The sequence below is a fragment of the Anaerophaga thermohalophila str. Valhall genome (assembly GCF_000250735.1).
In the GTDB taxonomy this organism is placed as follows: Bacteria; Bacteroidota; Bacteroidia; order Bacteroidales; family Marinilabiliaceae; genus Anaerophaga; species Anaerophaga thermohalophila_A.
This window is the reverse complement of record NZ_AHZV01000247.1, coordinates 1-15,213: the sequence shown is the minus strand read 5'-3', so window position 1 is coordinate 15,213 and position 15,213 is coordinate 1. Positions and strand designations below refer to the sequence as shown.

The window sequence follows — 15,213 nt, the reverse complement described above, 5'->3', positions numbered from 1 at the left end:
TATTATGAAATATATCATATTTAATATAGCCCTTATTCTGGGTGTTGTCGGTTTCGCAGGTTGTGATGATTATCTGGACACAACCCCGACAGACAGAATATCAGATGAAGTGGTGTGGGCAAATGAAGATAACGTTAATCTTTATGTCAATGCATTTTATCCTTACCTCGACCGGTATGGAAATTTTGGAACTTCACAGTTTAACGGGAGTCTCACTGAAGGGATGACCGAAACGTTGAAATATGGTTCTTATGTCCCCGGAAGTAAAGCCGGCGACGCTAATTTGTATGTGTTTGATCCTGAAGGAATATCTCCATCCGGAAACTTGCTGGATACATGGGGAGAAACCTATGAAAGAATCAGGCGTGTCAATGAATTTCTGGTTGGTTTAGAGCAATATTCTGAGCTTGATGAGGAAACCAACAATCTTTTTGAAGGGCAGGCACGTTTTTTCCGTGCATTTCTTTATTTCCAGCTGGCTAAGCGACATGGCGGAGTGATTCTTTATACGGATATGAATCTTCAAAAAGATAAAAATCGTTCAACAGCTGAAGAAACCTGGGATCTTATCGAGGAAGACCTTGATTTCGCTGCTTCTGTTTTGCCCGTTCAATGGAATAATGCTGCAAGCGAGCGTGTAACCAAAGGTGCTGCTTTTGCTTTCAAATCGCGGGCAATGTTATATGCAGAACGTTGGGAATCTGCAAAAAATGCAGCCGATTCGGTGTTGGCATTGGGAGTTTATAGTTTAACCGACGAGTATGAAGATGCCTGGAAGGGCGGTAATTCTGAGTCTATTCTTGAGTATAATTATTTGCTTACCGGGCCCAATCACACTTTTGATAAAGCTTATGCCACTTATGGTGAGATTGAAAATCAAGGGGGAAGCGGAACACCTACCCAGGAAATGGTTGAAGCTTATGAGAAAGCCGACGGCACTCAGGTAGACTGGTCGCCCTGGCATGTTGAAGGTGGAACTACTACACCTCCTCCTTATGATGAGTTGGAACCGCGTTTTCATGCTACAGTTATATATAATGGTTCTGACTGGATGGGAAAAACCATGGAAAATTCAGTGGATGGCACCAATGGGAGGTACATGGGATACAGAGAAGATACCTACACAAAAGGACGTACAGTTACTGGTTACTATCTTCGCAAATACCGTGATGAAGAACATACCGATCTGGTTACATACAACAGCACCCATCCATGGGTCGAATTACGACTGGCCGAGGTATACCTGAATCGTGCCGAAGCCCATTACAATTTAGGAAATAGCGGAAAAGCTCTGGATGATCTGAACAAGGTCAGAGAAAGGGTTGGTCTTCCTGACAAAACAGGACTGACTGGCGATGAGCTTTTTGAGGCCATCCGTCACGAAAGGAAAATTGAACTCGCCTACGAAGGACATCTTTACTGGGATATGCGTCGTTGGCGACTGGCTCATACAGAATACAACGGTTACAGGGTACATGGAATGAAAATTTCCCAATCTGCTGGAGGTTTTCTCTATGAATATGTTGACTGTGATCTTAAGGATCGTAAATTCCTTGAGAAGACTTATGTTCTGCCCGTTCCTTATAGTGAGCTGGCAAACAATTCAGCAATAGAACAATATGACGAATGGAAATAAAGCGGAAAACTATGAAAAGAAATATAATTTTTGCAATAGCTTTATTACTCACCTTTATTGGTGGGTGTAAAGAACCGGATGAGTTGTTGCCCTCAGTCTCAAGAGAGGGAATAAACAGCATTACAGCAACTTTTCCCGATGGTACAGGTGAGTTCACCGGAACCATTGTAGAAGGAACCAATGAGATCGTGATCCCCATTCCCTACTATTTTCCCGTGAGTAGTAACAACAGGGTTACCGAGGAAATGATTTCAAATATGAGGGTTCGGGCCAACCTTGATGATAACGTTACCGTTTCTCCTCCGCTTCTGTATATGGATTTGTCCAAGGACAATGTTATTACGGTGAATGATCAGCTTGGGGAAGAACACAAATACATTGTTCGGGGTGAAATACGGAAAAGTTCGGAATGCCAGATCAAAGAATTCAGTTTACCGGAACTTGGTCTGACAGGAGTTATTAATGAATCTAAAAAAACAATTTCGCTGGTGGCTATTGGTGAACTTGAACCTGCTCTTGCCGATGTCACATTATCGTATCATGCTACAATTTCTCCGGATCCCCGCGAAGAGGCCCTTGACTATAACGAAGAGGTGGAACTGACTGTCACGGCTCATGACGGAGTGACCCGGAATGTATATACAGTGAAAAAAGAAGTTCCCGAAAAACTTCCCTATGGAATTCGTTCTGGAAGTGCAAAGCTTATGTTTGCTAAGCAATTGAAGGCTGACGTGGGAATTACTGTTGACCATCTGACAGGCGGTATGGCCGTAACAGACGAATACGTTGTTCTTAACACAAGAAACCAGAATAGTATTTATCTGGATGCAAAGAGCGGCGAGAAAGTTGGAGAAATAGAACTTGGTTCTGCAAAAGGGAATTTAACAAACTTTTATAGCACTGCCGATCGTGCTGGAAATATTTTGATCTGCAACCTTGCTCCCAATGATGGGGCATTCAGAATATGGAAAGTAGCTTCAGTCTCAGATACCCCCGAGTTGATGATAGAATGGGATGGTGGTGTTGCCGTAGGCCGGAAAATGTCTGTTCAGGGTGATATTAACGGAGATGCAATTATTACTGCGCCAATTCTTGACTATGGTCAGCAATTTGCCCGTTGGACGATTTCCGGAGGCGTTTTAGCATCCCAGACACCTGAAATTGTAACCATGAGTGGTCTTGAAAAAGGTTGGACGACCAATGTTGATATTGTCCACACTTCAGGTTCTGACGTTAACAGCGACTATTTTGTGGCTTCTTATTCCGACAACACCTTTGCCTGGGTAGACGGAAGCACCAACGAAGTAAGCAGCAAACTGGAGTCGATTAGTGTGAATTATATTCAGAATGCTGTTGATTTTGTTGAGTTCAATAATGCTCAATATACTACTGTCAACTGGGTAAACAGTTTTACCTGGGGTGCAGCAGATATGGTTTGGTTGTTGGATGTTAGTTCCGAAGCCAATTTTACCGGCAATCTTGCATCCGGAACCTGTCCTGCTGTTGTGTGGGAAACACCTCTGAATACTTATGGGCCCAACGCCATTTCTGGAGGCGTTGCTAATGCCAACGGAACCGGAGATGTTGCCCTTAAAGTGTCGGACGATGGTTTCTATCTCTACCTCTATTTCATGTTTACCAATGGTTATGTGGTTGGATACCAGTTCGATTGTATTGATATGTAAAAATTAAATAAGGCGATATTGATATCCGGTATTTCGGATGTCAATATCGCTGTTACTTCAATTATTGGAAATGGAGAATCAAAAGATCAAAATGATAAGGTTGTTTTTCATAATGCTCGTTCCTCTGATGTTGTCTTCTATGTCGTGCGACAAAAATGATGAGACAAAGCCCGGGTGGGAGTGGGATGATAATGAAGAAGATTCCAAACCCAGAGTGTTGTGGATAGATGCTGCTGCCAACTTTATTGATTTTGCTAACAGCAAGGATAATATACTTCGTGATCTTCAATTGGCTAAGGATGCAGGTTTTACAAGTGTCGTGGTTGATGTTCGCCCAACTACTGGTGATGTACTGTTTAACACAGATGTTGTAGAACAGGTTCAATGGCTGGGGGCCTGGCTGACCGAAGGATATTCAAAGGTTGAAAGGACCGCAACGTGGGATTATCTGCAGGCATTTATAGATGCAGGGGATGAAGTGGGGCTGAAAGTTTATGCCGGGATTAATACCATGGTAGGAGGTAACACGACGAGTCTGGGGTCAGAAGGTGTTCTGTTCAGGGATCAGGAGAAAGAAGAATGGGCAACACAGCTGCTGACCGAAACAGGAATTAAAAGCACTATGGAGATTGGTGGAACAGGTGCTAAGTTTTTTAATCCTGTTCGGGACGATGTGCAAAATTATATCTGCGATATGCTGGAAGATTTAGCTGCTTATGAAGGGCTGGAAGGAATTATTCTTGACAGAGGCCGATTTGACGGATTAGATAGTGATTTTTCCTCATATACCAAAGATAAATTTGAGAACTACCTGGGCTATTCGATTCAAAACTTTCCTGAAGATGTTATGGCCGCCGGAACTAAACCCGGTAATCTCCCGTCTTCTACTCCCGAATATTTTAAAAAGTGGCTGGAATTTCGTGTTATGGTGATGCACGATTTTTTCGAAAAGGCAGCAGAAAGAGTGAGATCGGTGAATCCCGATATAAAATTCGGGGTATATGTAGGAGGCTGGTATTCTACCTATTACGGAGTGGGCGTTAATTGGGCAAGTCCTGATTATAACACAGCTTCGGACTATCCTGCATGGGCAACTTCTGAATACGATAATTACGGATATGCGGATATCATGGACATAATACTGATTGGGGCTTATGCTTCGCCAACCAGGGTTTATGGTACAACTGAATGGACGATTCAGGGTTTTTGTTCACAGGCCATGGATAAGATCAAAGGAGATGCCGCTGTTGTTGGAGGGCCTGATGTAGGAAATGGAGAATGGGCCACTGCCGGCGACGAGGTCACTGATAATGCCATCATTGAATCGGTTGATGCTGTTATGGATGTTTGTGATGGTTATTTTCTGTTTGATATGATTCATCTTAAACAAAAGGATCAATGGGATGCAGTAAAAGAGGGAATTGACAATGTAATAAGCAACGAAGAGAATTGATAGTTTTTCATTTAACGACCGGATTTTTCAATTGAGTTAACAATGAAATTGATTGTCTGACATATCAAAATGACCGGTTGTTGTTTAGTGTTTTTACACTCTTTCTTCGAAAATCAGGTTTTTTAAAAAAAGTAGTTAGAAATAATTTTCCGGGTTAATTAAAAAAAACACAACCATGCATTGCGTTATGCCTATTAAGCGACTTTTGCTAATGGTTCTTTTCGGGGTATCCATAGTTGGATGTGGCAGGACCGAAAAAAGAACAGACGCAAAAGATGTGGAGGAGTCTTTGCTCGAAAAGGATTATATAAACACTTATTTTCCATCCGAAGTGAAACCTGCCGCGAGTAAAGAATGTTTTTCCGGTGCTTATTATCGGAAAATTGTGTCATCACACGACTCGTGGGTTGGTATTGAAGGAAAAGTTGTTTTACCGGAGATTGAATTTGATTCGTCCCGGGATAATCCTGAAAAACCAGCACAATTCATGGATAATCCTTCAGTATATGTTGGAGGTAATTCGGAAGGACAAGAAACGGATTTAGGTCTTACCTGGGAAGTTATAATAGATGAAAATGGTAATGTTACAGATGACAGAAGGGCTTTTCGGCCATTTTTAAGGCGTACTGCTTTCAATCCGACAGGACAAAAGGCAATATATGAAAATGCTCCTGCTGTTGACAGTTTTTATTGGTATCCGGGAGATACGGTTACCATTTCTCTACGCCTCATTGAGGATAGAAAACTCTTGTTTGAAGTGGAAGGAAGCAGGAAGACATTTCGAAAAAAGTTTCAATGCGACGGATATAGATATGACGTTCCGGCCGAATACAAGAGGGTTAATGCCATTGACCAGGTAGGGAATGAAGGGAAAGAAGTTTCTCCAACAAGGACTGTGGTAAAAGCCTCAACCTGGCTCTACACTTCCTTATATAGAAACTTTCAGGACGAAATACTTTCTGTCCCCATGCATCAAGGACGATATACTGATATGCGATGTCCTGATGAGACGTATTTTGATATTTCCTGCTCCGGTGATGATATGGAAATCGGTGCTGAAACAATTGTGATTAATGGCGATGGAATTTAGAAACAAAAGAAAAATGAGATTGAATTTTTTTGAGTAAAGAAATTATACTTCATGAATAAAATAATAATTTTAATAATAAGTGTATTTTTTGTTTAACCTCCTTTGCCCAGCAGAATTATTCAAGAGCATCATTGTGGGATGATGACATTGCTAAGTTTAAGCAAAATGACCTTAATAGCCCTCCTGAGGAGGGAGGTATTCTTTTCATTGGTAGTTCTTCGTTCAGGGCCTGGCGTTCTCTGAATGATGATTTTCCAAAATATAATGTTCTCAACAGGGCTTTCGGTGGATCGCATATGGCCGATCTCATTTATTACTTTGATGATATTGTTGTACCATATAACCCTTGTCAAATCATCGTTTACGAGGGCGATAATGACATTGCTTCCGGAATGAGTCCTGAAGCTTATCTTCAGGATGTCATCACCTTTACCCGGCTGGTAGAAATTTTTCTGCCCGGAACAGAGCTTGCTTTCGTTTCAACAAAACCCAGCCCGGCAAGAGAAAAATGGTCTGATGAATATCAAAAAGCCAACAGTCTGGTAAGAGATTTTTGTATGAGCAAGCCACATTTAAGATTTATCGATGTCAGCCAGTTGATGATCGACAAAAACGGAACAATTAAGGACGATATCTTTCTGGGCGACAAGATACATCTTAATCCTTCAGGATACCGGTTATGGGAAACCCTTGTGCGACCCTACCTGAGCGATTGTGGGAAAAAATGAATCGAGTTTAGGCGTGGTTGATAAATTGTTTTTTATGTAAATAAATTAGAATTATGAAAAAAGTACCATTATTTATTACAGCTATAATTTCTGTTTTGGTCGCATTTTGCAGTCCTTCAAACAATCATACTGAAGGAGAAAAGCCGGTTTATATGTGGTTCGATTGCGAAGCCAACTATGAGCGGTTAAGCTATCCCGATTCCATCCGATATTATCTGAAAAAAGTAAAAGATATCGGCGTTACTGATGTAGTGGTTGATGTAAAAGCAATAATGGGAGAAACGTTGTATGATAGCGAGTATGCTCCGTATATGGGGGAATGGGAAGGCGTTGAAAGAAGCAGGGATTATGATATGTTGGGAATATTTATTGAGGAAGGTAAAAAGCTTGGACTTGGTGTGCATGCATCGATGAATGTTTTTGCCGGAGGACACAATTTCCACAACCGGGGAATTATTTACGAAGATCATCCGGAGTGGCAGTCGATCAACTATTGGTGCGATTCTATTGTGCCTATTTCAGAAATGAAATGGCATTACAACGGTATGTTAAATCCTGCACTTCCTGATGTTCAGAAATATCAGCTGAATATTATTGAGGAAGTAGTCAGTAAATATCCGAAACTGGATGGTCTGGTACTTGACAGAGTGAGGTATGACGGTATTACTTCTGATTTTAGTCAGTTTTCGAAAAAAGCTTTTGAAGAATATGCTGGTGTAGAAGTAGAAAATTTTCCAGATGACATCCTTTATTGGGTTCAGGATGAAAATGGAGAGTATGAGTGGAAGCAGGGCAAACATTTCAAAAAATGGATTGAATGGCGAACATCTGTTATCTATAACTTTTTTGAAGACGCACGGGAAGTTACAAAACAAGCTAATCCTGATATTCAGTTTGGCACCTATACCGGTGCCTGGTATCCGGTTTATTATGAGTTAGGTGTCAATTGGGCCAGTAAAAGGTACGACCCTTCCAAAGATTACGATTGGGCAACCGAAAACTACAGGAATTACGGATATGCAGAACTGCTCGATCTTTACATGACCGGCCTCTACTTTTATGAAGTAACCATTGAGGAAGTTGAAAAACTGAACGAAGTGGCAATGGAGAAAAGAGGAGAAGCTGCCATGGGTGAAGGGAAAGATTACTGGTACTCCGTTGAGGGTAGTGCCCAACTTGCCAACAAGGTGATTAAAGGTGCTGTGCCTGTAACCGGTAGCTTGTACGTTGAACAGTATGAACAGAATACCGGGCAGTTTAAAAAGGCTGTGAAAATGGCTTACAACAAAACTGACGGACTAATGATATTTGATATTGTACACATCATAAATAAAGACTGGTGGCAGGTGCTGGAAAATGCAATTTCTGAAGCCCGGCAAGAAGAATAGAGTGGAATACTTCTCTATTTTTTCAGTACGGGAAAGAAACAATACGGTATCTAACATATAATTCTCGAATAAGAAACTGAATAACATGGAAGTCTGACATTAGAAAGCTTTTTAGCTTGAATCAAGCGATCAGTGTCTGGTCAGGAGTAGCCTTAAAGTATAATAATTTGTTGGAGTTAAGGCCTGTCCAAACGCGTTGCAAGCTTGTGCCGTTAGGCTTTTATTTCTAATTGGCAGACTTCTTTTAATAACAATAAGACTATTTCAATGAACTTATCACTCATCGATATTGGCGTTGTTCTGGCCTATCTGGCGCTGACATTATTCATCGGATTCTGGCTGTCGAAGCGGGCATCAAAAGACCTGCAGGCATATTTTCTGGGAGGGAACACCATCAAGTGGTATTACCTGGGACTTTCAAATGCATCGGGGATGTTTGATATCTCCGGAACCATGTGGACGGTTACCATCGTTTTCGTTTACGGACTGAAAAGTGCGTGGATTCCCTGGTTATGGCCTGTCTGGAATCAGATATTCGTAATGGTTTTTCTTGCCATTTGGATGCGACGTTCCAATACAATGACAGGGGCTCAATGGATTACCTTCCGTTTTGGAGATGGAAAAGGAGGACGGCTTTCACACATAATTGTTGTGGTATTTGCCGTGGTTAGCGTCATTGGTTTCATTGCTTACTTCGTGGAGGGCATCGGAAAATTTGCCACGACTTTCTTTACATGGGACCTTTCCACAACTATTTTGGGTTTGCACCTCACTTCGGAACAGGTATATGCCCTTATCATCATAGGGATAACTACGATTTATACTATGAAAGGGGGGATGTACAGTGTTGTCAGTACCGAGGTGCTTCAGTTCCTTATCATGACGGTGGCGTGTATTTCTGTTGGAATAATTGCCTACAACCAGGTGACACCGGAGCAACTCTCTGCGGTTATTCCCGAGGGTTGGACCAATCTGTGGCCCGAGTGGCGACTCAACCTCGATTGGTCGGATACTTTCCCCGAATTGAATGATAAGATAGGTGCGGATGGTTATGAAATGTTTGGGATGCTGTTGATGATGATGATACTGAAAGGCATCTTTGCCAGCCTGGCCGGCCCTGTTCCCAGTTACGATATGCAACGCATCCTGAGTACCAGAACACCTGCTGAGGCAGCAAAGATGAGCGGTCTGACTTCACTGGTTCTTTTTATTCCCCGTTACCTGATGATCGGAGGGTTTGCCGTTCTGGGACTGGTTTATCTTAAGCCGGAACTGATGAAAATGGGGACCGATATTGACTTTGAAATGGTTCTTCCCCTGGCCATCCGGCAATTTGTGCCTGTCGGCGTTAAAGGATTGCTCCTGGCCGGATTGCTGGCTGCCTTTATGGGAACTTTTGCTGCCTTTATTAATGCAGCACCGGCCTATCTGGTCAACGATCTTTATAAAAAATATCTGAATCCTGATGCGTCCGATAAAAAGTTGGTTCGCTACAGTTATATGTCAAGCTTTTTGCTGGTACTCATCGGGGTAACCTTCGGATTGTTTGCAAGGTCGCTGAACAGTCTTACATTGTGGATTACATCCTCTCTTTACGGGGGTTATGCCGCAGCCAACGTGTTAAAATGGATTTGGTGGCGCTTCAATGGTATGGGGTATTTCTATGGCATGCTTGGAGGACTGGTTGCGTCGGTTATTGTACCGCCAACTGTAAGAATATTCGTTCCGGGTGCCATCGATATTTACATGTACCCGCTTGTTTTGCTCATTTCTATGGGGGCATCCGTATTGGGAACGCTTCTTACCAGACCGGAGGATATGAAAACCCTTAAAAAGTTTTACAGGCAAACCAAACCATGGGGTTTCTGGGAGCCGGTTAAACGTGCGGTGATGAAGGAAGACCCTTCCTTTGTGCCTAATAAAGATTTCAAGCGCGATGCTTTTAATGTGGTAGTGGGCATTACCTGGCAGATGTCAATGGTGGTATTACCTCTCTATTTCTTATCGGGCGAATATACTTCTGCCTGGGTTTCTTTGGGTGTATTTATCGGGACAACTGTGTTGTTGAAATTTTTCTGGTATGATCATATAAAAAATATTGAATAATGGGTAAGGATATATTAAACGATCTGAGGCGTTTGAAAGCTCTCCGGACAGTAGTCATTATTCTTACTGGTCTGTCGATAAACGTATCAGGACAGGAGGCAAAAGTTGACACATCCTATGCTAATGATTATTACCTGAATAAACGAGCGATGCATGAAACGGTTGAAGTAAAACCCTGGCATGTTGTTTTTCTGGGTAATAGCATAACAGAACGTGGGCTTTGGAATGAGTGGTTCCCTTCGGTTCCTTTGGTAAACAGAGGCATTGGCGGTGATAACTGCTGGGGCGTCTATGCCAGGTTAAATCCGATATTAAAAGGAAAACCGGCTGCCATTTTTATGATGATCGGAATCAATGATCTTGGCCGTGGCCTTTCGGCGGATCTGATTGCTTCGAAATATGCACAGATTATTCAGAAGGTGAAAAGTGACAGTCCCGGTACACGCCTGGTACTTCAGACAGTTTTACCGATTAATGAATCTACTATCAGGTACGACTACATGAAGGGCAAAACTTCTGCCATTAAAGCATTGAATGAGCATATCCGTGAATTGGGGAACAGGTATAACCTTCAGGTCATTGATCTTTACCGTGTTTTTGCCGGAGACGGCGATCAGTTACCGGAAGAACTTTGTATTGACGGACTGCACCTTAACGAAAAAGGGTATCAGGTTTGGATTAAATACTTTGAGGAACACAAGGTGCTCTGTCGATAGAGTTTAGAAAAAACAGGATTGTTAACGATTTAAGACGATAATTGGATGAGAATTAAAGGGACATTTTTAGACGAGATAAGTCATGATATCCCCCATCAAAACTGGGGCAGAGAAGAGTGGGAAAAAGATTTCGGCTACATGAAAAAAGCCGGTATTGATACGGTTATTCTCATTCGTGCCGGTTATGGAAAATGGCAGACATTTCCTTCAAATGTTTTGACCAGTCAGGAAGGAGCTTACCGACCACCTGTAGACCTGGTTCGTATGTTTCTGGAACTGGCTGGTAAATTCGGGATGGATTTTTATTTCGGGTTGTATGATTCGGGAAAATACTGGACCGATGGAAAATTCCGGAAGGAAGTAGATATTAATAAAGAATTCATCGACGAAGTCTGGAAAAATTACGGCAAAATGCCTGCTTTTAAAGGATGGTATGTTTCACAGGAGATCAGCCGGAAAACCGGACAAATTATTGATTTGTATGCAGGTCTGGCCAAACATTGTAAGGATGTATCTGACGGACTGCCGGTACTGATTTCTCCTTATATAGATGGCATTAAAAATGTAAGTCAGTACATTACCGACACAACAAAAAGTAACGGGATAACGCTTAAACAGCACGAAGCCGACTGGAGCGAAATCTTTGACGGCATTAAAGGTGCGGTGGATATTGTCGCCTTTCAGGACGGCCATGTGGATTACGATGATTTGACGGGATTTCTTCAGATCAATAAATCGCTGGCCGATCAATTCGGTCTTGAATGCTGGACCAATTCGGAAACTTTCGACAGGGATATGCCAATCAAATTCTTACCGATTAAGTGGGAAAAGCTTCGACTGAAACTCGAAATGGCAGCTAAAGCAGGTATTGAGAATGCCATCACTTTTGAATTTTCCCATTTTATGAGTCCCCAGTCGGCCTATTTGCAGGCAGGCCATCTGTATAACCGCTACATGGAATATTTGGATCAGTTAAAAAGCAAAAATAATGGAGTTCACAAAGCTGGCTATTCAATATAAGGATGAACTTTTAACGAACGTAGTCCCTTTCTGGCTCGATAATTCCGGAGATGAGATGTATGGCGGATATTTTTCATGTCTCGACAGGCAGGGAAATGTTTACGATACTGATAAGTTTATCTGGATGCAGGCCCGCGAAGTCTGGCTTTTTTCGATGCTCTACAACCGGGTGGAACAAAAAACCGAATGGCTTGAATTTGCACGACAGGGTGGTGATTTTTTGAAAAAATACGGCCACGATGGCTACGGAAACTGGTATTTCAGTCTGACAAGGGAAGGGAAACCTCTTGTTCAGCCATACAACATTTTCTCTTTCACCTTTGCGGCCATGGCTTTTGCACAGCTCGGACTGGCCACCGGCAACGACGAATATACAGCCCTTGCCAGGCAAACTTACGATCGCATCCTGGAGCGCCAGGATAATCCCAAAGGGAGGTACAACAAAGCTGTTCCCGGAACCAGAAATCTTAAGAATTTTGCTCTGCCAATGATCATGTGCAACCTCAATCTGGAGATGGAACATCTGCTTGGTGAAGAGTTTGTTGAAGAGTCCGCCGAAAAACTCATAGATGAAGTGATGAATGTCTTTTATCGCCCCGATTTAGGCCTTATTGTGGAAAGTGTGAACCAGGACGGTTCTTTTTCCGATACGTTCGACGGAAGGCTGCTAAACCCGGGACATGCTATTGAAGCCATGTGGTTTATCATGGACCTGGCGGAGCGACTTAACAGAAAGGATGTCATTGAGAAAGCACAAACCATCACCTTACAAACACTTGAGCATGGATGGGACAAGGAGTTTGGCGGTATTTTCTATTTTATGGATGCCAAAAACCTTCCTCCCCAGCAACTTGAATGGGATATGAAACTTTGGTGGGTGCATCTGGAAACACTTATTTCTTTGCTTAAAGGCTATCGTCTTACCGGCATGAAAGAAAATCTCCATTGGTTCGAAAAAGTGCATGATTATACCTGGAAACATTTTAAAGATACCGAATATCCTGAATGGTTTGGTTACCTGAATCGAAGAGGAGAAGTTACGCATAACCTCAAAGGCGGAAAATGGAAAGGCTGTTTTCATGTGCCGAGAGGTCTGTTTCAGTGCTGGCAGACCCTTGAAAAGATTGCCTGGAGGCCATAAATTTAAAGATACACTGAAATAACCCGGTAGTGGTGTGGCATGGAGCAGAGAGCAGAGGGCAGAGAGCAAGGGGCATGGAATAAGGTTGTTAGGCTGGACGCCCGGTAGGGCAGATGAAAAAGGGTAAAATGGTGTAAAGGCAGGAAGGTGGTATGGTGAATAGGATGGAGTATAGAGTTCCATTAGACCAATAACTTAGACTAATTTTATACTGATGAAAAACACAAAATACATCATTCTTTTTAGCATCTTTTTTTCACTTTTTCTTACTTCATGTACAGAAAAGAATTCTTACGATGTTTTAATTGTTGGAGGCGGTGCCAGCGGCAGCATGGCCGGCATTCAGTCGGCCCGAATGGGTGCGGGCACCCTAATTGTTGAAGAAGGCCCCTGGTTGGGGGGATGTTAACTTCTGCCGGGGTAAGCGCCATTGATGGTAATTATAATTTACATTCCGGGCTGTGGGAAGAGTTCAGGCAAAAACTCTACGACTATTACGGGGGGGCTGACTCTGTGAAGACCGGTTGGGTTAGTAATGTTTTATTTGAACCTTCTGTCGGTGAAAAATTGATCAGAGAAATGGCTATGAATGAACCGAACCTTGATTTGGTTTTTAATACAAAGCTGGATACCCTGGAAAAAACAGATAACGGCTGGCTTCTACAGCTTGACGGCCCGGATGGAAAAATGACCGTGGAAGCTTCGGTCGTTATTGATGGAACAGAACTGGGTGATGTCGCAAAAATGGCCGGAATTCCTTATGATATCGGAATGGATTCACGTTACGAAACAGGTGAGGATATTGCTGCTGAGGAAAGTAACGATATTGTACAGGACATGACTTATGTGGCTGTTCTTCAGGATTTCGGTAAAGGTGCCGACAAGACCATTGAGCGACCCGAAAATTATGATCCTACGCCATTCTTTTGTACATGCCGGGGCGTTTGTGATCCCGATACCATCTCGCGTAATCTTTGGCCGTGCGATGAGATGATGGAGTACGGGAAACTGCCTAATGACAAATACATGATAAACTGGCCCATTTACGGGAATGATTATTATCTGAACGTTATCGAAATGGCTCCTGAAGAACGGGAAGAAGCTTTTCAGGAGGCAAAATGGTTTACGCGTTGTTACATTTATTACCTTCAAACCGAATTGGGTTTCAAACATTTGGGGATAGCCGAAGATGAATTCCCAACAGAAGACGGTTTTCCGTTAATTCCCTACCATCGGGAGTCAAGACGCATTAAAGGGAAAGTCAGGTTTACCGTTAATGATCTGGCACGTCCTTTCGATCATGAGTGGCCGTTATATCGCACCGGAATTGCCGTGGGTGATTATCCAATAGACCACCATCATGCAGCCTATCCCGATCAGTCAAAAGTGCCCGATTTGCATTTTTATCCGGTCCCCTCTTATTCTCTGCCTTTGGGAACTCTAATCCCTAAGTCCACTGAAGATTTTATTGTGGCAGAGAAATCGATTTCCGTCACCAATATTGTCAACGGAACAACACGATTGCAACCTGTTTGTATTCTCATAGGCCAGGCTGCCGGTACTTTGGCTGCACTTGCAGTGAAGAATGACGTTACACCTTCTGAAGTCCCGGTTCGCCATGTGCAATCCCATCTTCTGAAAGCCGGTGCCTATCTGATGCCTTATTCCGATGTTACCCCCGAAGATGCTTTCTGGAAAGACGTTCAGAAAACAGGTGCAACAGGCATTATCCGGGGTGAAGGAAAAAATATAGGCTGGACCAATGTGACACTTTTTCATCCCGACTCGGTGATGACCGCTGAGGCTTTAAAGATTGGATTAAACGACTTTGTTCCGGAAATGGATTATACTTTCAAAAATGAGACACTTTCTGTAGAGGAAGGAATTTCAATCGCTTATGAGCTGGCAGAATACTTAGGGAAAGAAACTGTCGGCAATGACCATTTGAAAACAGGACAGAATATTTGGAAAGAACTGGGTTTTGGCACTTTCAATCCGGAAGCTGATCTCACAAGAAGCCAGATGGCTGTTTTGCTGAGCCGTATCGCTGATCCGTTTTCGGTTGATGTAAATATCAAAGGTCGTATTTATTAAAATGCAGTATATCAGGTCTATATGAATCGTCTTATATATAAAAAAATTTAACGATCTATTGAGACACGCACTAAATAGTGCTCGTCTATAAACTCGCAAAAAGTTTTCACAATATGTGTGTCTGTTCAGAAAGTCTCATTTACAAGGCTTGCGAAG

Annotated in this window: 10 protein-coding genes and 1 pseudogene; all 11 read left to right on the top strand. The window is 42.6% G+C overall.

The features are described 5' to 3' along the window. Positions 1 to 4: 4 nt before the first annotated feature. The 11 genes and pseudogenes from OQ5_RS0113175 to OQ5_RS21075 all read left to right on the top strand — a co-directional run bounded on the left by OQ5_RS0113175 (position 5) and on the right by OQ5_RS21075 (position 15,057). Positions 5 to 1,636: a RagB/SusD family nutrient uptake outer membrane protein gene (locus tag OQ5_RS0113175; protein ID WP_016777936.1), complete on the top strand. Its 1,632-nt coding sequence runs from the start codon at positions 5 to 7 to the stop codon at positions 1,634 to 1,636. Between the two features lie 11 nt (positions 1,637 to 1,647). Then, the gene (locus OQ5_RS0113170) at positions 1,648 to 3,321 is read left to right on the top strand and encodes a DUF5018 domain-containing protein (RefSeq protein ID WP_026055289.1); all 1,674 of its coding nucleotides are present in this window, start codon (positions 1,648 to 1,650) and stop codon (positions 3,319 to 3,321) included. Positions 3,322 to 3,391: 70 nt separating this feature from the next. Further along, positions 3,392 to 4,774, top strand: a complete 1,383-nt coding sequence (locus OQ5_RS0113165) for an alpha amylase family protein (RefSeq protein WP_026055288.1) — start codon at positions 3,392 to 3,394, stop codon at positions 4,772 to 4,774. 175 nt (positions 4,775 to 4,949) lie between these two features. After that, entirely contained in the window at positions 4,950 to 5,864 is a 915-nt protein-coding gene (locus OQ5_RS0113160) for a hypothetical protein (RefSeq protein WP_245531691.1), read from the top strand. 131 nt (positions 5,865 to 5,995) lie between these two features. Beyond that, positions 5,996 to 6,592 (top strand): GDSL-type esterase/lipase family protein, encoded by a 597-nt coding sequence (locus tag OQ5_RS21080; RefSeq protein WP_016777933.1) that lies wholly within the window; start codon positions 5,996 to 5,998, stop codon positions 6,590 to 6,592. 53 nt (positions 6,593 to 6,645) lie between these two features. After that, positions 6,646 to 7,980: an alpha amylase family protein gene (locus OQ5_RS0113150; RefSeq protein ID WP_016777932.1), complete on the top strand. Its 1,335-nt coding sequence runs from the start codon at positions 6,646 to 6,648 to the stop codon at positions 7,978 to 7,980. A gap of 267 nt (positions 7,981 to 8,247) precedes the next feature. Then, positions 8,248 to 10,086, top strand: coding sequence for a sodium:solute symporter family protein (locus tag OQ5_RS0113145; protein WP_016777931.1), 1,839 nt, complete (start codon positions 8,248 to 8,250; stop codon positions 10,084 to 10,086). Further along, on the top strand, positions 10,086 to 10,802 hold the full coding sequence (locus OQ5_RS0113140) for a GDSL-type esterase/lipase family protein (protein ID WP_016777930.1): 717 nt from the start codon (positions 10,086 to 10,088) through the stop codon (positions 10,800 to 10,802). The genes OQ5_RS0113145 and OQ5_RS0113140 overlap by 1 nt, the downstream gene beginning before the upstream one ends. Before the next feature lie 45 nt (positions 10,803 to 10,847). Continuing rightward, a complete protein-coding gene (locus OQ5_RS0113135) occupies positions 10,848 to 11,822 on the top strand; it encodes a DUF4434 domain-containing protein (protein WP_016777929.1) in 975 nt (324 codons plus the stop codon). Further along, positions 11,791 to 12,963 carry an AGE family epimerase/isomerase gene (locus tag OQ5_RS0113130; RefSeq protein ID WP_016777928.1) on the top strand — a complete coding sequence of 391 codons (1,173 nt, stop codon included), beginning with the start codon at positions 11,791 to 11,793 and terminating at the stop codon, positions 12,961 to 12,963. Before OQ5_RS0113135 ends, OQ5_RS0113130 begins: the two co-directional genes overlap by 32 nt. A 214-nt stretch (positions 12,964 to 13,177) precedes the next feature. Beyond that, positions 13,178 to 15,057: pseudogene (locus tag OQ5_RS21075) on the top strand (FAD-dependent oxidoreductase). The last annotated feature ends 156 nt before the right edge of the window (positions 15,058 to 15,213 follow it).

Excerpts from the sequence above, each read along its gene's own strand:
- OQ5_RS0113130 (WP_016777928.1), top strand. The coding sequence starts at position 11,791 with ATGGAGTTCACAAAGCTGGCTATTCAATATAAGGATGAACTTTTAACG.
- OQ5_RS0113145 (WP_016777931.1), top strand. The coding sequence starts at position 8,248 with ATGAACTTATCACTCATCGATATTGGCGTTGTTCTGGCCTATCTGGCG.
- OQ5_RS0113170 (WP_026055289.1), top strand. The coding sequence starts at position 1,648 with ATGAAAAGAAATATAATTTTTGCAATAGCTTTATTACTCACCTTTATT.
- OQ5_RS0113165 (WP_026055288.1), top strand. The coding sequence starts at position 3,392 with ATGGAGAATCAAAAGATCAAAATGATAAGGTTGTTTTTCATAATGCTC.
- OQ5_RS0113160 (WP_245531691.1), top strand. The coding sequence starts at position 4,950 with ATGCATTGCGTTATGCCTATTAAGCGACTTTTGCTAATGGTTCTTTTC.
- OQ5_RS0113135 (WP_016777929.1), top strand. The coding sequence starts at position 10,848 with ATGAGAATTAAAGGGACATTTTTAGACGAGATAAGTCATGATATCCCC.
- OQ5_RS0113175 (WP_016777936.1), top strand. The coding sequence starts at position 5 with ATGAAATATATCATATTTAATATAGCCCTTATTCTGGGTGTTGTCGGT.
- OQ5_RS0113150 (WP_016777932.1), top strand. The coding sequence starts at position 6,646 with ATGAAAAAAGTACCATTATTTATTACAGCTATAATTTCTGTTTTGGTC.
- OQ5_RS0113140 (WP_016777930.1), top strand. The coding sequence starts at position 10,086 with ATGGGTAAGGATATATTAAACGATCTGAGGCGTTTGAAAGCTCTCCGG.